We start from the raw sequence: 17,183 nt of genomic DNA on the forward strand, positions 1-17,183 counted from the left end.
CTCCTTACCAGTTCCACAGCGTGCCATCTTCCAGGCGAGCAACGGGCAGATATGCAGGGTCATACGGATATTTCGCCGCCAGTTTTTCGTCAAACTCGATCCCAAGACCAGGTTTGTCTCCTGGGTGCATATAGCCGTTATCAAAGGTCCAGTTATGTGGGAACACTTCCAGCATTTGCTCGGAATAGCCCATATATTCCTGTACGCCGAAGTTCGGCACCCACAGATCAAAATGCAGCGCGGCGGCCATGCACACAGGCGACAGATCGGAAGGTCCATGTGAACCGGTACGAACCTGATACAGCGACGCGAAATCAGCAATCCGGCGCATACCGGTGATACCACCCGCATGGGTGATGGTGGTGCGGATATAGTCGATCAGTTGTTCTTCAATAAGCTGTTTACAGTCCCAGATGCTGTTGAACACTTCCCCTACCGCAATCGGCGTGACGGTATGCTGGCGGATCAGGCGGAAGCACTCCTGGTTTTCAGCTGGCGTTGGGTCTTCCATCCAGAACAAACGGTACTGTTCAATGCTTTTGCCGAAACGGGCCGCTTCAATTGGCGTCAGACGGTGGTGCATATCGTGTAAAAGATGTTCGTTGAAACCAAACTTGTCACGCACGGCGGCAAACAGTTTTGGCGTGAAATCCAGGTATTTCTCCGTTGACCACAACTGTTCTTCCGGCCATTGCCCTTTGGTGGCGGGTTCATAGGCCAGTCCTTTGCCCTTAGACATACCGTAAGTGGTTTTCATACCCGGTACGCCGCACTGTACGCGAATCGCTTTAAAGCCCATTTCTTTATGACGCGCATAATCTTCGAGTACGTCATCAACGGTATGGCCTGTGGTGTGGCAGTAGACCATAACCCCTTCACGAGAAGCACCGCCGAGCAACTGGTACAACGGCATATTCGCCGCTTTCGCTTTGATATCCCAGAGAGCCATATCCACCGCAGAAATCGCCGACATGGTGACCGGACCACGACGCCAGTAAGCGCCTTTGTAGAAAAACTGCCAGATGTCCTCAATACGATGCGCATCGCGACCAATAAGCTGCGGACACACGTGATCTTTCAGATAGGACGCCACGGACAGCTCGCGTCCATTTAACGTGGCATCTCCCAGCCCGGTGATCCCATCTTCTGTCGTAATTTTCAACGTTACAAAATTACGCCCAGGACAGGTGACAAACACTTCAGCCCCAACAATCTTCATTTCTTATTCCCTACATCTGTTCTTGTGATGCAGGAAATTTACTCAACTGAGCTACTACCATACAAGTATGAAGATCAAAAAAGCGCTGTTTGATCACAAAAAAGGCGCTATGCGCGCCCCCATCCAGCCACAATGATCAGCATGCCGCACAACGCCACCAGCGCGCCAGACCAGTCATATAAACTGAGTTTTACACCATCGACAATACGTAGCCATAGCAGCGCGGTCACCACGTAAACACCGCCATAGGCTGCGTATACACGCCCGCTGGCTGCCGGATGCAGTGTCAGCAACCAGACGAATAAAGCCAGTGACACCCCGGCGGGTATCAGCAACCAGGCTGTAGCTCCTCGCTTAAGCCAAAGCCAGGGTAAAAAGCAGCCAATGATTTCGCATAACGCGGTGATGAAAAAAAGAAATGTGGTCTTAAGCATTGATGTTATTCAGTTACCTTCGGTTTAACCATGATACGACAGAATCTCGTTAGCGTATCCATATCCACCGGGTGGGTATGCCCGCAAACTGGAATAGTGTAGAATTTAACCCTGTTTTATCGTTTTTACCCTTTCCCATAAAAGGAATTCACCATGAAAATTACACTGACCAAACGCCTGTGCCTGACGGCTATGCTGACGCTGGCTGCGGCTGTGTACACCTCTTCCGCATTTGCTGAAACCAGTAAACTGGTCATTGAATCCGGAGACAGTGCGCAAAGTCGTCAACAAGCCGCAATGGAAAAGGAACAATGGAACGATACGCGTCAGCTTCGCCAAAAAGTCAATAAACGTGCAGAGAAAGAGTGGGACAAAGCCGATACGGCCTTTGATAGCCGTGATAAGTGCGAGCAGAGCGCTAATATTAATGCGTACTGGGAACCTAACACCCTGCGCTGCCTCGACCGCCGTACTGGCCGCACCGTTGCCCCATAATCATTGCACTTTGAAGGATATTGAAAGGATACGATATGACTAGCGCCCTCAGTGTTAAGTTGCGCCCGCTGGAGCGTGAAGATTTACGATTCGTCCATCAGCTTGATAATAATGCCAGCGTAATGCGCTACTGGTTCGAAGAGCCTTACGAAGCGTTCGTTGAGCTGTCAGACCTGTATGACAAACACATCCACGACCAAAGCGAACGCCGCTTCGTGGTGGAGTGCGACGGTGAAAAAGCCGGACTGGTGGAATTGGTTGAAATTAACCATGTACACCGCCGGGCCGAGTTCCAGATTATTATTTCGCCGGAATATCAGGGGAAGGGTCTGGCCTCACGGGCAGCAAAGCTGGCAATGGACTATGGCTTTACCGTGCTCAACCTCTATAAGCTGTATCTGATCGTCGATAAAGAGAACGAAAAGGCTATCCACATCTACCGTAAACTCGGTTTTATGGTGGAAGGCGAGCTGATCCATGAGTTCTTTATCAACGGTCAATACCGCAACACGATTCGTATGTGTATCTTCCAGCAGCAGTATCTGGCAGAGCACAAAACGGCAGGCCCTAATCTGCTGCCGCCTACCGCTCAGTAAACACGACTAGTAGTAGTCGATCGTGTTTTCAATCGAGTAATGATGTTCAACTGCCGGCTTCACGCTCTCATCAACGATAACAAGCCGGCAGTTGATCGGATTTGCGTATTCATCGTATTTGCACGTTTGTTTGACATTGCCTAACGGATGATTGTTGAGCATGCTCACCGCGGTGTAATCTAACTTCTTCAATGGGTCAACCGACGGTTTAGCATCAACCTGCAAAGTGCTGTCCTTACTGACGGTTGTTTTGCCCAGCGGGTAGCCTTCGGCATCATATCGATACTGCACCTTCATCTCTTTCCCCGTGGCGGAAACGACAAAACCGTTATCGTCGGTATCCCACACCACACCTGCAGCAGGCAGTTCCGCCAGTTGGCATTTGCCCTGTAAACGGATCCGTTTTTCCAGCGTTTCGGCATCCCGATAGTAGTTAGCATCCAGGACCAGCGCCATACCGGTATTGTTTTCGATATCGTGCAGTTCAAGTGTATCGAAACACCCTTCCTGTGACAGGGTACCAGCGACGCGCTTGGTGACCTCACCTTTGTCGTTGAGCAGCGTTTGACTGAAATCTTTCACCGGCCCGCGCAGCGGATCGAAATCAAACTCATTGGAAAAACTGGCCATTTCCGGCGTAAAGGAAACCAGCCCTTTGGCGTTATCACACCCGACCAGCACGACACACAGGAAACCTAACAGGGTCTGTTTCTTCACATTTTTCACCGGGATAAGAAGATAATTCTCAATCATATTAGCAAATACAGTTATTTACACCAGAAATGCTAATCTTAGTCTATGTCGATCATAAAGGAGCTGATGATGAAATACGTAACAGGAATTGCCGCGATCTTACTGGCAGTTGCATCCCCACAGGTTCTGGCCGCACCTGCGTCATGTGAACGCGTGAAAAGCGATATCGAGCAGCGCATCATCAATAATGGCGTCGCAGAGTCCAGTTTTACGCTGAACATTGTCCCCAACGATCAGGCCGATCAACCTGATTCACTGGTGGTAGGACATTGTGCAAACGATACGCACAAAATTCTCTACACCCGGACTAACAGTGGAAACGCCCCTGCCAACAGCTCGCCTGCACAGGACGGGCACGTCGCCGAACCGCAATAAATCATACCCTCCGTACGCGGAGGGTTACTCCAGTTTGATATGCATTAAGATGCCATACTCATAAATGGGTAAACTCACTCTATTATTAGCATGCTATTAATTTCGCTGTAGAGACTAATATATAGCGATAACTATAATGGAGTGAGTTATGTCTGATACTGAGCAATATGGAGGCATTAGCCGCAGGATGTTAGTGAAATCCTCGGCTATAGGTTCGTTGGCGCTTGCCGCTGGCGGGTTATCGTTACCTTTTGGGATGCGCACCGCAGCTGCTGCGGTACAACAGGCGATACAACCGGCTGAAGAGAAAGTGGTTTGGGGCGCTTGTTCCGTGAACTGCGGCAGTCGTTGTGCCCTGCAACTCCACGTCAAAGATGACGAGGTCGTATGGGTAGAGTCTGATACGACCGGAGACGATATTTATGGTCAGCACCAGGTGCGTGCCTGTTTACGTGGACGCTCAATCCGTCGACGGATCAATCATCCGGATCGCCTCAATTATCCTATGAAGCGCGTGGGCAAACGCGGTGAGGGTAAATTCGAACGCATAACCTGGCAGGAAGCGCTGGATACCATCAGCACCAGTTTAAAAAATACCGTACAGAAATACGGTAATGAGGCCGTGTACATCAACTACACCTCTGGCATTGTCGGCGGCAATATTACTCGCTCCTCCCCTTATGCCTCGCTGGTCGCTCGATTGATGAACTGCTATGGCGGATTCCTGAGCCATTACGGCACATACAGTACCGCACAAATCGCGGCGGCAATGCCTTACACCTACGGCTCAAATGACGGCAACAGTACCTCCGACATTGAAAACACGAAGCTGGTGGTGATGTTCGGCAATAACCCTGCCGAAACGCGCATGAGCGGCGGTGGCATAACATACTTCCTTGAGCAGGCCCGGGAGCGTTCTAACGCCCGCATGATCGTCATCGACCCGCGTTATACCGATACCGCTGCGGGTCGTGAAGATGAGTGGATCCCTATCCGTCCGGGAACCGATGCCGCACTGGTGGCGGGAATCGCCTGGGTCCTGATTAACGAAGATCTCGTCGACCAGGCATTCCTTGACACATATTGCGTCGGTTATGACGAGAAAACCCTACCCGCTGACGCCCCCGCTAACGGACATTACAAGGCCTATATACTTGGCAATGGCGATGACGGTGTCGCTAAAACGCCCCAATGGGCCTCGCATGTCACAGGGATCCCGGCCGAGCGCATCATTAAACTGGCACGAGAAATCGGTAGTACAAAACCGGCGTATATTTGTCAGGGTTGGGGTCCACAACGTCAGGCTAACGGCGAACTGACTTCGCGCGCGATCGCAATGCTGCCAATCCTGACCGGCAACGTTGGCATCAACGGCGGCAATAGCGGTGCACGAGAATCAACCTACACCATCACGATTGAACGCATGCCGCTGCCGGATAATCCCATCAAAACCCAAATATCCTGCTTTAGCTGGACCGACGCCATCGCCCGGGGTCCGGAAATGACCGCAACCCGCGATGGCGTGCGCGGGAAAGATAAGCTCGATGTACCGATTAAATTTATCTGGAACTACAAGGACTTGAAGCGGTTACTCGTTAGAGTCACGAGAGACCTTAGTAGGCCTGAGGTCCTGCATTGAGTCAAGACCTTGTGTCATTCTTTGTGCCAGACTTGTGTCATTAGACGGGATGTCTAGACGGCTGGTCAGGACCCCCGGTGGCCTCTTTGTCAGGACTCAGGGTGGCACCGGGGAACATTGGTGTCTTAATTGTATTGAATGAGGTCTCTAACTTTTGGTCCAAAACTCATCGTTAGCTGCTCGCCAGCTCACAGCCGAACCCGAACTGTAAGCACGACCACCAGCACCAGCTTCAGCAGGAAGACGACAAGATAGACTTTATGCAGGTCCATGCGTCCTCCTGTGTCTATTGCACCACTGCACTAGATAACTAGTACAAAATAAAGTCCAGACCGAAGGCCCAGACCATAGTTAATTAATCACATTGATAATCCACCACCTGAAGTCCTGCCAACATTCAGTCCAGCCTTACCCATGCTAGGAGTCTTAACCGGGGTGTCGTTCTGTGTCTCCACCACTGGTGCCGCATCAGGCTCTACAGGAAGCTCCACAGCAGGCGCAGGGACCGGAGGTGATACGGATGTACCACCACCAGCGGAGAAGCCCTTAGCGATGGACCGGAGGCCTTTACTAATGCTCTTACCCATTGCTGTTACGCTTCGGTCTTGGTGAACTTCAGGCGTTTGACTACAGGCAGGACTGCGGTTGCAGCGCCAGTGTCCAGCTTAACTGTCGTAGCAGCTTCAGCGACAACGAAGACCTTACCGAGGATTTCCAGAGAGTGAGACTGGGTGTCACCATCACGAGATAGGACGACCGTAATATTTTCACCGTCGTGACGGAAGCAGCCGAAGCTCAGGGCCGTGAAGCGCTTAGCCAGCATGAACACGCCTTTGTCTTCACCGTTGTAATACGCGATGTCGGTACCCAGCATATCAACGATAGCGTCTTCACCAGAGAAGCCCTGTTTAGCAGCCAGACGTGACAGTGCTTTCAGTTGGGACTCATGGGCGATGATGCCGTAATCAGACACTTCAGCGCCAAAGGATGACTCGGTGCTCTCGTACAGAGCGTCCATGATAGTGTCTGCCTTAGCGGTCAGGCTACCAGTCAGGACTGGCAGCTCTACGGTCTTCAGCAGCTTGGAGGACTCCAGAACGTCAACCATGCGAGCGTTGATGGTACGGACCACATTCTCACAGATGTTCATAGCGTCCTGCTGGAGTGTGCCCTGAGTGAAACCGGTGGATGCCTTCGCGTCCCACAGTTTAGTCTGCTCCGAGATGAGGATAGCTTGTTCGATAGGCTCGACGACAATCTCCTGACCAGACGGAACGGTCACGACTTCAGGTCGCTTACCACCACGGACAGGAACGACCACAGAGCGGTCAGCCAGAGTGTGAGCAATGATTGGGGTAGGCAGGCTATTGCGGGTAGGCAGGACTTCTACAGGGAACGGGATGTTCTCCTGAGCGGACTTAAGAACACCATTCAGCATGGTCTTAACCAGCTTAGCCAGCTCAAAGGCATAGACCTGCGGGTCAGCGTTAGTCGGCAGACCTTCATTAATCTGAATGTTGTCAGTGTCGGTGATGCGTACTGGCTCAATACCAAACTGATACGCGTCTTTAATCATGTTCATAATCTCTCTCCTTAATGAAATCTTGATGTCCCCAGCCACAGGTCAGGGACAGAAGGTGTGTGTGTGTTCTTAGATGGAGTCCATCCAGTTGCTACCGGAATCAATATCAGCGATGACAGCAGCACGGGAACGACCAGCAGAATGGGTAGCGTTGCGGAGGTTCTCTCCATAAGCACGACGCTCAGCTTTGACCTGTTCGCGGCGCTGTAGCTCTTTCTGCCACTCTGCGTCTGTCATGTTCTCTTCACGCATACGGTCTGCCTGAAGTCTCTGCTCTTTGGCGATACGCTCGGCCTCAGCTCGTTTGTTAAGCTGGCGACGCTGGTAGGCTGTCATCAGTTCATTACTGAAGAAGTTGCCGATGGTCACGCCAGCTTCAGCCAGCGCTTCCAGCATTTCCATTGCCTCGCGGCTGGTGGACGGCAGTCCTGACAGATAGCCCGGAATCAGGGTCTTAATAGCGAATGACAGCGGATAGGGCTGACCGTCCAGACTCACAGTGTTTTCATAAAGGTTGATGTCGGTGACTGACAGCTTCCAGTTGTTGTTGTTGAACATCATAGGTAATTCTCCTCTTGAGAGTTGAGACTATCGGTATCGCAGACGCAGTAGCGCCTACGGGTCTCCCCGCATCGGTCATCTCAAAAGGTTTAAATTAAGGTTTACGGTCCGGAGATTTCCGGAGCGGTCAAGACTCCAGTTTCGCAAAGGCTCGGCGTAACTGATTATTCAAATCACGGTCCACCAGCATGGATATCAGCTCGTCTCGACTGTAGTAAGGGCGCTCGGGGTCTTCGACACCAAGTCTCAGCAGAGACAGCAGATGACGTGTAGGAAGACCACGGTAACGGAGGGTCGCTTTGCCGATAGGTGTGCGAGGGTCAATCATCTTAGAGTCCCTCCAGCTTGCCGGATTGGGCCTGCTTCAGGAGGTGCTCTTGCTTCTGCTGGTCGGTGCCAGTGAAGGCAATAAGGATGCCTCTCAGCCTATCGACTGTCGCAGGCTTACCGAAGACCTCCAGCCCCTTAGCATTGAACCGGAAGTTATAACCACCTGCTGAGAACTTCTGGTCTGACGGCTTAATGATACGAAAGCAGTCGGAATACTTCGGATTTACAGACCACTCGTTGCTGATTGGGTTCTTACGAAAGAGACCACGATGCTGAAGAAGTGCGGTCATTAGCTTCTGAGCGGGTAGACCATAGGTTTTGCAGTAGTCACCCCAAGTCACGCCTCGACGGTTAGCGGACTGAGCGGCGGCTCGGGTCTTCTGCTCTTCCAGTTGAAGGACTCGACGCTCTAACGTCTGAATATGGTCGTAACACTTGGCGCGGAGGTGAACGGAATAGCCAGCGACCAGAATAAAAGTATGCTTACGGTCGAGACGATACATTGTTCGGCTCTCACCTTTCGCGTCCTTGTATACTTCCTCGCCAACGCGCCCAAATTTGGACCCGTTAAGCTCGCTGCTCAAAGTTGAGCTGCCAGAATCTCGCTGCTCAGTTTTGGACCCGTTAAGCTCTTCGACCATATTACGAATATCTCGTAAAACGTGTTTATGTTCTTTTCCTGTCAGCTCCGCAATTTCAACTGAGGTCATGGACACAAGCTGGTCGAGGTTAATGATGCTGATTTCTTGTTGAGACATTTACGTGTACTCCTTTTGTTTGCACCCTGAAGTCGCACCCTACTGACCTACTCAAGCCCCCACGTAAAGGGAGACCAGCAGGCAACAGGACGCAAACAGAATGACTTGAGGTAATTGTGATGTGGTCTGCGATGACCATTGCGGTGATTGGTTCGGTCGGAAAAGTTTTCCGTTCGGATAAGGCGGATTTTCTGCCTATTCCTCAGCTTTGAGCACTGCTCAGTTTTGGGGACGTTAAGCAGGTTTCCATTTTCGCGACCTGTGATAGAGCCACCCGTTCACTCCGCAATTTTACCGGAGTGGTCCTCATGAAGGTGGAGACCCATGTTACTCTTTTTAACAAACCCGTTTTCTGGGTTGGTTAGATAGCGTCTGACAGAGGAGGTCTCTTCCAGCCATATAAAGGTGCGACCGCATGTCAAGACGAGCTGTAAGGACTCCAGATGGTGAGCGGTGATAAACTTAAGCCAATGAGATGACTGAAGAACGCTAACGAGCTGGAGGTCATACAGGAGGTCTGACAGAGGCGGTCACAGACCTTGACTACTTAGGAGAGATACTTAATGTCGGTTGACCAGATGCTCGCATGTTCTGACGCATCAGACTCAGAGGCAAGGTTGGTCTCCCTATAGTGATAGTTTAGGGGGGTGTCCCTATAGTGAGGGTGTATTCCAGCCCAGAGCTGGCGCGGCTCTCAGGACAGGCACTGATCGTTGTAGTCCAGCCACGTGTAATCCTCTCGGTCCTTCAGAACCTTAGCCAGACTCACAGCCGTAGCCTGAAGCACGCTATTAACGTGGCGCAGGTAGCGAGGAGACGGTGAACGACCCGTGATGGCGGTGTATGACTTGGCAGTGTTGCGGGAGAAGATGTCGTTGGTGCTATATAAGGCAGAGAACAGGTACGCCTTAGATACCGGGAGTCCAGCACCAACAGCGCCACTGGTAGCCCGCGAGAGTCCTGTGAACACATCGTCAGCCCATGGGTACGCCTCAACAAGCTGAGAATAAGAGAGACATCCAGTCTCAATCAGCCACGCACGGACAGCCCGATTGTCGATGACCACAGGAGGCTTACCTGTGCGGGCCTTGGGTTCGTCATATGTCGGTGCTGGTAGCTGTTGCTGGTGGTCGGAATCGTCACCGAAGAAGGCCGCATTGTCAGACTCGGTGTAGCACTGAATTGTAATGGCCATGTATGGTCCTCCTCTTAAGGTTTTGATTGGGGTGGAGGACGGGCCGTCTCTCCTAAGGTGATAGTTAAGGGTCTGAACCCTAAACACCCTAAGGTGAGGGGATATTTAAGTCGCTGAAAGGCAATGAAAATTTGGAGGACCTGAGTTAGGGAACCAGTTTAAATAAAGACACATAGACAGACTTAAAGTGGGACAGCCGAAGGCGGACCAGTGGGCCTATAGTCAGGAGGGATTATGATTATTATCACCCTCCATAACTTCAGTCCTGACTTCAGTAACACAAGGTTCAACCATCAGGAACAATCATGGTCTCCACCTTGTGTCTTCCTACTTAAAGAAGCGCCACTTTAAGCGCATCAGCCAGTCTCTTCACTGCGTGTCCCCGACCATACAAATCGTATGTGATGGACTGCGAGCTGTGACCTAAGATGCCTTGAGCATCCACCAGATTGACTCCACGCTCTTTCATTCTGGTCGCTAGCCAGTGCCTCAGACTGTGGAGAGAGACATCCGTAGCGTCTCCCAGAGCTTCAGTCAGGACCCTTGAGTTAAACCAGTTTGAGTAGGCGCTCGGAGTCATCCCGAAGAGAGGACCCTCGTCAGGCTGCGTGTCTACCCATGAGAGGAAGGACGCTAAGTCGAATCCATGCACACCATCGGTCAACGGCACAAGTCGGACTGAATGCTTGTTCTTCACTGACTTGCCGTCCCCATCTTCATTGATGTCGATACAGACCAGTCCATTGTCCAAGGTTACGATGTCACGTTTAGTCAGGTGGCAGACCTCAGCAGACCGAGCGCCAGTGACCACAGACACCAGAGACGCCCATCTACGGGCCTCTGAGGTCGTGTGAGCCGTATGTCGTGTGAACTGATACTCAGACTCAACACGGACCAGAAGTCTCTCCAACTCCTCGTCAGTGAACGCTCTGCGCTTGGAGTCAACATCCTTGGTCAGCTTCATCCGTTCGATAGGGTTACGGCCCTCCAGATGCCCATTCATAAGACCATAATCAAGACACATCTTCGCCTTGGTCAGCAGCTTGTTAATCGTCGACGGTCTCACCTCAGCAGCCAGCATAGAGTCCCTGACAGCCAGCCACCCAGAGCGGGACATCAGGTCCATGTCTTCAGGCAGGAACCGGGAGACAGTATTGAGTGAGGACGACAGGTCCTTGTAGCTGGATGTCTTCAGGGTCTGGACCTTCTCAGCCAGCAGCGAGGACACTAGGCTTGAAAAAACTACAGATGGTTGGCGCTCTCTCGTGAATACTTGTGGGCTGACCCCCTGCTCGATCCTCAGAATTGACGTAGAGTCGCCTATAGTTGAGTCATCAGTAAGGTTATTATCATCAATCAGCTTAATCAGACCAGAGGTATCACCAGTGTCTACCCTCTGCTGTGCTGCGGTCAGGACTTCAAGCGCTAACCTTATGCCCTTCTGCTGGTCCAGACTCAATGCTTGCGTAGCGGCTAGCTCCTTCAGGTTGGACTTCTCGTCGACCAGAGTAGCGACCTCAATTCCATTCCAGTAATCGTCACTAGCGTCTGTCAGGAACTGCTCAGCCATAGACCGGAGATGCTCTGTAAGCTCCTGTAGTGAGACTTCAGGCCTATCCAACATGAAGGCCTTAGCGGTGGCTGCAAGCTCTCTCTGACGCATTGTGGCTACTCTCCTGTCTGTGCTGCGGGTCGATACTGAAAGAAACGGTGTGGTCTGTCCCTTGAGTCTGAAGCGGATAGTATATCGACCGTTAGCTCTACGGACTATCTGTGGCGTAGCGAGCCTTGCGAGCAAGTGCGGGACTGCAAGGTCCTTGATTTGTGTCAGCCTTGTGTCAGGACTTGAGGTGTAGACTTGCTGATACAGATAGGGAGACCCAGAGAAAGAACTGGATGCATATACAGTATTATCATGGTTAATGTCAGTCATATCAGGACCTTAAGTAGCGTTGAGTCAACTACTTCAAGTCCATCCATCCGTCTGACAGTGGAGTCTATCTGGAACTACGCGGGCAACACCATTACTAATCAGCACTCAGATATCAATAAAACGCATGAGATCCTTCAGGATGATACGAAATGCGAAATGATAGTGGTCATCGAAAATTTCATGACATCCTCGGCGAAATACGCCGATATCCTGCTGCCGGACCTAATGACCGTCGAACAGGAAGACATCATTCCTAACGACTATGCGGGCAACATGGGATACCTCATTTTTATTCAACCCGCGACGTCACCGAAGTTCGAACGCAAACCGATCTACTGGATAATGAGCGAAGTCGCCAAACGCCTTGGCAATGATATCTATCAACGGTTTACCGAAGGCCGTACTCAGGAACAGTGGCTCCAGTATCTGTATGCAAAAATGCTGGCCAAGGACCCCGCGCTCCCTTCTTATGACGAGCTGAAAAAAATGGGGATCTATAAACGCAAAGATCCTAACGGGCATTTTGTCGCTTATAAAAAATTCCGCGACGATCCGAAGGCCAATCCGCTCAAAACACCGTCTGGAAAGATTGAAATTTACTCCAGCCGGCTGGCGAAAATTGCCAACACATGGGAGTTGCAGAAGGATGAAGTAATTAGCCCACTTCCCGTCTACGCCTCCACGTTTGAAGGGTGGGACGATCCCAAACGCAGCGCATTTCCGCTGCAGTTGTTTGGCTTCCATTACAAATCCCGTACGCACTCCAGCTACGGCAATATCGATGTTCTGCAGGCGTCCTGTCGTCAGGAAGTGTGGATCAATCCCGTCGATGCCCAAAAACGTGGTATTGCAAATGGCGATATGGTGCGGGTCTTTAACGACCGCGGGGAAGTACGTATTCCGGCCAAAGTGACGCCACGGATCCTGCCTGGCGTCAGCGCAATGGGCCAGGGTGCATGGCACGATGCGGATATGGCCGGCGACAAAATTGACCATGGCGCCTGCGTCAATACGCTGACAACACAGCGCCCTTCACCGCTGGCAAAAGGCAACCCACAGCACACTAATCTGGTCGAGATCGAGAAGGTTTAAGGACTAACCCATGACAACTCAGTATGGATTTTTTATTGATTCCAGTCGTTGCACCGGGTGCAAAACCTGCGAGCTGGCCTGCAAAGACTACAAAGACCTCACCCCTGACGTCAGTTTCCGGCGGATTTACGAATACGCAGGTGGTGACTGGCAGGAAGACAACGGTGTCTGGCACCAGAACGTTTTTGCCTACTATCTCTCCATCTCCTGTAACCACTGCGAGGATCCGGCCTGCACCAAGGTTTGTCCAAGTGGTGCGATGCATAAGCGTGAGGATGGTTTTGTGGTGGTCGATGAAGACGTGTGCATTGGCTGTCGCTATTGTCATATGGCCTGCCCGTACGGTGCGCCACAGTACAATGCTGCAAAAGGACATATGACCAAGTGTGATGGCTGCCATGATCGTGTTGCAGACGGCAAAAAGCCCATCTGCGTCGAGTCCTGTCCGCTGCGTGCGCTGGATTTTGGCCCCATCGACGAACTGCGCAAAAAACATGGTGAACTGGCTGCCGTCGCCCCGCTGCCGGGTGCGCACTTCACCAAACCAAATATTGTGATCAAACCAAACGCCAATTGCCGCCCGACCGGGGATACCACGGGTTTTCTGGCTAATCCAAAGGAGGTGTAAAATGGGAAATGGATGGCATGAATGGCCGCTGGTACTGTTCACGGTGCTGGGCCAGTGCGTAGCCGGGGCGCTGATCGTCAGTGGTTACGGCTGGCTGACCGCTAAAGACGAGTTGGCAAAACAACGTATCGTTCGCAGTATGTTTTTTCTCTGGCTGGTAATGGGCATCGCCTTTCTCGCCTCGATCATGCATTTAGGTTCGCCGCTGCGCGCGTTTAACTCGCTGAACAGAATTGGCGCATCGGCGCTAAGTAACGAAATCGCCAGCGGTTCGCTGTTTTTCGCCGTCGGTGGCCTGTGGTGGCTGGTGGCGTTTCTCGGTAAAATGCCCGCAGCGTTAGGTAAAATCTGGATGCTGTTGAGCATGTTGCTGGGCCTGGTATTTGTCTTTGCGATGACCAACGTCTACCAGATAGACACCGTCCCAACCTGGTATAACGGCTATACTACACTGGCGTTTTTCATGACGATGCTGCTCAGTGGACCGCTATTTGCCGCTCTGCTGCTGCGTGCTGCAGGTGTTTCTTTTAACGCCGCCAGATTCGCCGGTATCAGCGTATTGGCTCTGCTGGTTACGGTGGCCGTTATTGTGCTGCAGGGACTGTCACTCGGCGAGATCCACAGTTCGGTACAATCCGCCAGCGCGCTGGTTCCCGACTACGGCAGTTTACAGGTCTGGCGTGTGCTGCTGCTGGCCGCGGGTCTGGGTTGCTGGATATGTCCGTTGATCCGTCGCAAAGGACCGTCAGTTGGCGGGTTGGCGCTCGGGTTAATTCTGGTGCTTGTCGGTGAAATCATTGGCCGCGGTTTGTTTTACGGTTTACATATGACAGTCGGAATGGCTGTCGCAGGTTAACTTTCGGGTGCGGGGCAACCCGCACTGTTCAGGATTGTTTGCATGACCCATTTTTCACAACGTGACAACTTTTCTACCGCAGCGCGCGTGCTCGGCGCGCTATTTTACTATGCCCCAGACAGTGCGGAAGCTTCGGCACTGGTCAGTGCGTTAAGAACCGATGGCTGGCAGGCGCAGTGGCCGCTTGAAAAGACAACGCTTTCGCCGTTAGTCGCTCAGTTTCAGGCTGAGGCCGATGAGTCTCTCCCGCAGGCCTGGCAACGTCTGTTTGTTGGACCTTATGCGCTCCCTTCTCCGCCATGGGGATCCGTCTGGCTGGATCGTGAAAACGTGTTGTTTGGCGACTCCACGCTGGCATTACGTCAGTGGATGCGGGACAACGGCATCCAGTTTGCCATGCAGCAAAATGAGCCAGAAGATCATTTTGGTTCCCTGCTGTTGCTGACGGCCTGGCTTGCCGAGAACGAACGCCACACCGAGTGCGAGCAACTGCTGGCCTGGCATCTGTACCCATGGTCATCACGCTTTCTTAATGTGTTTATCGAAAAAGCCGATCACCCGTTCTACCAGGCGCTTGGTGAGCTGGCGCGCCTGACGCTGGCACAGTGGCAATCACAGTTACTGATCCCGGTAGCCGATAAGCCTTTGTTCCGTTAATTTCGTCACAGGCAGGAATTGTCCTGCCTGTGGTGCATCCTGTTGCGCACGCTGAGCTTTTGCTTCTGTTGCCTAATAGCCGCAAAATAGAGCGTCTGAATTTTCCAGTCTGGCCACTCATGCATCATTTACATGCTTACCCTGACCTGCGTGCCATGTTCCGCCGCCTGCTGTTCGCCGCGTTGATTGGCGTCCTTGCTGCGCTGGCCGTCGCAGGATTTCGTCATGCCATGCTGCTTCTCGAATGGTTGTTTCTGAGCAACAACACGGGAAGTCTGGTCAACGCAGCGACAAACCTTTCGCCTTTAAGGCGTATGCTGACACCTGCACTCGGCGGCCTGGCGGCTGGATTACTACTGTGGGGTTGGCAAAAATTTAACCGTTTACGTCCGCAGGCTCCCACTGATTATATGGAAGCCCTGCAAACCGACGGACAATTTGACGTCAGTGCAAGCCTGGTGAAATCGCTGGCCTCTTTACTGGTCGTCGCCAGCGGGAGCGCCATCGGACGTGAAGGTGCCATGATTTTACTGGCGGCGCTGGCGGCCTCCTGCTTTGCTCAACGCTTTACCCCGCGTACAGAATGGAAGTTATGGATTGCCTGCGGCGCCGCTGCAGGTATGGCTGGAGCCTATCATGCCCCGCTGGCGGGCAGTTTATTTATTGCCGAAGTATTGTTTGGCACGCTGATCCTCGCCTCACTGGGGCCGGTAGTGGTGTCCGCCGTAGTCGCATTACTCACCACCAATCTGCTTAGCGACAGCAATGCACTGCTGTATACCGTGCACCTGTCGCGGGAATTACATGCTCTGGAATACGTTATGATTGTCAGCACCGGTCTGGCTGCTGGCATCTGCGGACCGCTCTTCATGTGGTTGATGACCGCCAGCCATAATGTATTTTTGCGCTTAAAACTCTCGCCACCGTGGCAACTGGCGCTTGGCGGGTTGATCGTTGGCCTGCTTTCATTGCTCACGCCTACGGTCTGGGGTAATGGCTACAGCGTGGTGCAGTCATATTTACTTTCACCACCGCTGCTGGCCGTGGTTAGCGGGATTTTTATCTGCAAATTACTGGCGGTGCTTGCCAGCAGTGGATCCGGTGCCCCGGGTGGCGTGTTTACGCCAACGCTGTTTGTCGGCTTGTCGGTGGGCATGTTGCTGGGTCAGGTATGGGGATTATGGCTTCCAGGCTCGGATGAGATTGCTATTTTACTGGGATTAACGGGGATGGCCACGCTGCTGGCGGCTACCACGCATGCACCAATAATGTCGACGCTGATGGTTTGTGAAATGACCGGGGAGTATCGCCTGCTCCCCGGATTACTGATCGCCTGTGTCCTGGCGTCGGTGCTGTCGCGTACGTTACGCCACGACTCTATCTACCGACAGCACGCTGCCGAGCATTGACAGGCGGATGTACTGAGACAGTTCACGCTGCTCTGCACGAGGCAGATAAGGCAGTTCACCGATCAGCGGTGCAGGTAATTTTTTACCCAGCACATCAATGATTTCCGCATAATGTGCCAGCCCCGGGTTAATGCGATTCGCAACCCAGCCAATCAGCGGCAGCCCGTCGCTGGCTATCGCCTGCGCGGTGAGGATCGCGTGATTAATACAGCCTTCCTGGATACCCACTACCATCAGCACCGGCAGTTGTTCCTGCACCACCCACTCCGATAACGGACGCAGATCGTTCATCAAGCTCCGCCAGCCTCCGGTGCCTTCCACGACAACGTGATCGACTTTTTCGCTGAGGCTTGCGAGACCGTTGGATAACAGGGTGTAATTGACCGGACCACTATGCGCCACGCTACTTTCATCTTCGCTCAACGCAATTGGGTTAATCGCCTCATAGGGCAGCTCGATAGATGACACACTTTGCAGTACCAGTGCATCTTTGTTGCGCAGACCTTCGGGCGTCTCTTTGCTGCCTTTGGCTACAGGTTTGTAACCCGCAACGCTTTTACCCCCTGACGCTAACGCTTGTAGTAATGCGCGGGAAACCACGGTCTTCCCAACAGAAGTGTCTGTACCTGTAATAAAGAAACGCTTCAGCATCACTAACTCCACCGTTATGC

At 52.3% G+C, this 17,183-nt stretch carries 16 protein-coding genes and 2 pseudogenes; 9 read left to right on the forward strand and 9 right to left on the reverse strand.

From position 1 onward, the window contains the following. Positions 1–4: 4 nt before the first annotated feature. Both rspA and SK38_RS06250 read right to left on the reverse strand, forming a co-directional pair. Positions 5–1,219 carry a starvation-sensing protein RspA gene (gene rspA / locus SK38_RS06245; protein WP_003832907.1) on the reverse strand — a complete coding sequence of 405 codons (1,215 nt, stop codon included), beginning with the start codon at positions 1,217–1,219 and terminating at the stop codon, positions 5–7. A gap of 107 nt (positions 1,220–1,326) precedes the next feature. Further along, entirely contained in the window at positions 1,327–1,653 is a 327-nt protein-coding gene (locus SK38_RS06250) for a YnfA family protein (RefSeq protein WP_008784733.1), read from the reverse strand. Between the two features lie 153 nt (positions 1,654–1,806). Between SK38_RS06250 and SK38_RS06255 the strand changes: the two genes are divergently transcribed. Together SK38_RS06255 and speG are read left to right on the forward strand one after the other, a co-directional pair. Then, positions 1,807–2,148, forward strand: coding sequence for a DUF1283 family protein (locus tag SK38_RS06255; RefSeq protein WP_003032382.1), 342 nt, complete (start codon positions 1,807–1,809; stop codon positions 2,146–2,148). A gap of 35 nt (positions 2,149–2,183) precedes the next feature. After that, positions 2,184–2,744: a spermidine N1-acetyltransferase gene (gene speG, locus SK38_RS06260; RefSeq protein ID WP_008784731.1), complete on the forward strand. Its 561-nt coding sequence runs from the start codon at positions 2,184–2,186 to the stop codon at positions 2,742–2,744. Positions 2,745–2,750: 6 nt separating this feature from the next. Here speG and SK38_RS06265 read toward each other — a convergent pair whose 3' ends face one another. Then, a complete protein-coding gene (locus SK38_RS06265) occupies positions 2,751–3,461 on the reverse strand; it encodes a YnfC family lipoprotein (protein ID WP_082196958.1) in 711 nt (236 codons plus the stop codon). A 102-nt stretch (positions 3,462–3,563) separates the two neighbouring features. On the opposite strand from SK38_RS06265, the gene SK38_RS06270 reads away from it, so the two are divergent. Together SK38_RS06270 and SK38_RS06275 are read left to right on the forward strand one after the other, a co-directional pair. Beyond that, positions 3,564–3,872 carry a DUF1161 domain-containing protein gene (locus SK38_RS06270; protein WP_008784729.1) on the forward strand — a complete coding sequence of 103 codons (309 nt, stop codon included), beginning with the start codon at positions 3,564–3,566 and terminating at the stop codon, positions 3,870–3,872. A 148-nt stretch (positions 3,873–4,020) separates the two neighbouring features. Then, positions 4,021–5,445 (forward strand): annotated as a pseudogene (locus SK38_RS06275) (molybdopterin-dependent oxidoreductase); the annotation flags it as partial. 658 nt (positions 5,446–6,103) lie between these two features. Here SK38_RS06275 and SK38_RS06280 read toward each other — a convergent pair. The 5 genes from SK38_RS06280 to SK38_RS06305 form a co-directional block, all read right to left on the reverse strand. Continuing rightward, positions 6,104–7,093: a hypothetical protein gene (locus SK38_RS06280; protein ID WP_016239247.1), complete on the reverse strand. Its 990-nt coding sequence runs from the start codon at positions 7,091–7,093 to the stop codon at positions 6,104–6,106. Positions 7,094–7,162: 69 nt separating this feature from the next. Beyond that, a complete protein-coding gene (locus tag SK38_RS06285; protein ID WP_016239248.1) occupies positions 7,163–7,654 on the reverse strand; it encodes a hypothetical protein in 492 nt (163 codons plus the stop codon). Between the two features lie 329 nt (positions 7,655–7,983). Then, complete coding sequence (locus SK38_RS06295; protein ID WP_045295918.1) at positions 7,984–8,742, reverse strand: Rha family transcriptional regulator; 759 nt, start codon at positions 8,740–8,742, stop codon at positions 7,984–7,986. 694 nt (positions 8,743–9,436) lie between these two features. Continuing rightward, positions 9,437–9,937 carry a hypothetical protein gene (locus tag SK38_RS06300; protein ID WP_008324002.1) on the reverse strand — a complete coding sequence of 167 codons (501 nt, stop codon included), beginning with the start codon at positions 9,935–9,937 and terminating at the stop codon, positions 9,437–9,439. A gap of 331 nt (positions 9,938–10,268) precedes the next feature. After that, positions 10,269–11,600, reverse strand: coding sequence for a site-specific integrase (locus tag SK38_RS06305; RefSeq protein ID WP_008324001.1), 1,332 nt, complete (start codon positions 11,598–11,600; stop codon positions 10,269–10,271). 327 nt (positions 11,601–11,927) lie between these two features. Here SK38_RS06305 and SK38_RS06310 point away from each other — a divergent pair. The 5 genes and pseudogenes from SK38_RS06310 to clcB form a co-directional block, all read left to right on the forward strand. Beyond that, positions 11,928–12,962, forward strand: a pseudogene (locus SK38_RS06310) (molybdopterin dinucleotide binding domain-containing protein); the annotation flags it as partial. Positions 12,963–12,972: 10 nt separating this feature from the next. Continuing rightward, positions 12,973–13,590: a dimethylsulfoxide reductase iron-sulfur subunit DmsB gene (gene dmsB / locus SK38_RS06315; protein WP_008784727.1), complete on the forward strand. Its 618-nt coding sequence runs from the start codon at positions 12,973–12,975 to the stop codon at positions 13,588–13,590. 1 nt (position 13,591) lies between these two features. Then, positions 13,592–14,446 carry a dimethyl sulfoxide reductase anchor subunit family protein gene (locus SK38_RS06320; RefSeq protein WP_048235411.1) on the forward strand — a complete coding sequence of 285 codons (855 nt, stop codon included), beginning with the start codon at positions 13,592–13,594 and terminating at the stop codon, positions 14,444–14,446. A gap of 42 nt (positions 14,447–14,488) precedes the next feature. Further along, complete coding sequence (gene dmsD, locus SK38_RS06325; protein ID WP_048235412.1) at positions 14,489–15,103, forward strand: Tat proofreading chaperone DmsD; 615 nt, start codon at positions 14,489–14,491, stop codon at positions 15,101–15,103. A 119-nt stretch (positions 15,104–15,222) separates the two neighbouring features. Continuing rightward, positions 15,223–16,512 (forward strand): voltage-gated ClC-type chloride channel ClcB, encoded by a 1,290-nt coding sequence (gene clcB, locus SK38_RS06330; protein WP_048236436.1) that lies wholly within the window; start codon positions 15,223–15,225, stop codon positions 16,510–16,512. Here clcB and bioD read toward each other — a convergent pair. Then, positions 16,468–17,163: a dethiobiotin synthase gene (gene bioD / locus SK38_RS06335; RefSeq protein WP_020996409.1), complete on the reverse strand. Its 696-nt coding sequence runs from the start codon at positions 17,161–17,163 to the stop codon at positions 16,468–16,470. The two genes, clcB and bioD, sit on opposite strands and share 45 nt — an antisense overlap. Positions 17,164–17,183 lie beyond the last annotated feature (20 nt).

The sequence above is a fragment of the Citrobacter sp. MGH110 genome (genome assembly GCF_001037515.1).
GTDB lineage: Bacteria > Pseudomonadota > Gammaproteobacteria > Enterobacterales > Enterobacteriaceae > Citrobacter > Citrobacter portucalensis.

Excerpts from the sequence above, each read along its gene's own strand:
- rspA (WP_003832907.1), bottom strand. The coding sequence starts at position 1,219 with ATGAAGATTGTTGGGGCTGAAGTGTTTGTCACCTGTCCTGGGCGTAAT.
- SK38_RS06250 (WP_008784733.1), bottom strand. The coding sequence starts at position 1,653 with ATGCTTAAGACCACATTTCTTTTTTTCATCACCGCGTTATGCGAAATC.
- SK38_RS06255 (WP_003032382.1), top strand. The coding sequence starts at position 1,807 with ATGAAAATTACACTGACCAAACGCCTGTGCCTGACGGCTATGCTGACG.
- speG (WP_008784731.1), top strand. The coding sequence starts at position 2,184 with ATGACTAGCGCCCTCAGTGTTAAGTTGCGCCCGCTGGAGCGTGAAGAT.
- SK38_RS06270 (WP_008784729.1), top strand. The coding sequence starts at position 3,564 with ATGATGAAATACGTAACAGGAATTGCCGCGATCTTACTGGCAGTTGCA.
- SK38_RS06280 (WP_016239247.1), bottom strand. The coding sequence starts at position 7,093 with ATGAACATGATTAAAGACGCGTATCAGTTTGGTATTGAGCCAGTACGC.
- SK38_RS06285 (WP_016239248.1), bottom strand. The coding sequence starts at position 7,654 with ATGATGTTCAACAACAACAACTGGAAGCTGTCAGTCACCGACATCAAC.
- SK38_RS06295 (WP_045295918.1), bottom strand. The coding sequence starts at position 8,742 with ATGTCTCAACAAGAAATCAGCATCATTAACCTCGACCAGCTTGTGTCC.
- SK38_RS06300 (WP_008324002.1), bottom strand. The coding sequence starts at position 9,937 with ATGGCCATTACAATTCAGTGCTACACCGAGTCTGACAATGCGGCCTTC.
- SK38_RS06305 (WP_008324001.1), bottom strand. The coding sequence starts at position 11,600 with ATGCGTCAGAGAGAGCTTGCAGCCACCGCTAAGGCCTTCATGTTGGAT.
- dmsB (WP_008784727.1), top strand. The coding sequence starts at position 12,973 with ATGACAACTCAGTATGGATTTTTTATTGATTCCAGTCGTTGCACCGGG.
- SK38_RS06320 (WP_048235411.1), top strand. The coding sequence starts at position 13,592 with ATGGGAAATGGATGGCATGAATGGCCGCTGGTACTGTTCACGGTGCTG.
- dmsD (WP_048235412.1), top strand. The coding sequence starts at position 14,489 with ATGACCCATTTTTCACAACGTGACAACTTTTCTACCGCAGCGCGCGTG.
- clcB (WP_048236436.1), top strand. The coding sequence starts at position 15,223 with ATGCATCATTTACATGCTTACCCTGACCTGCGTGCCATGTTCCGCCGC.
- bioD (WP_020996409.1), bottom strand. The coding sequence starts at position 17,163 with ATGCTGAAGCGTTTCTTTATTACAGGTACAGACACTTCTGTTGGGAAG.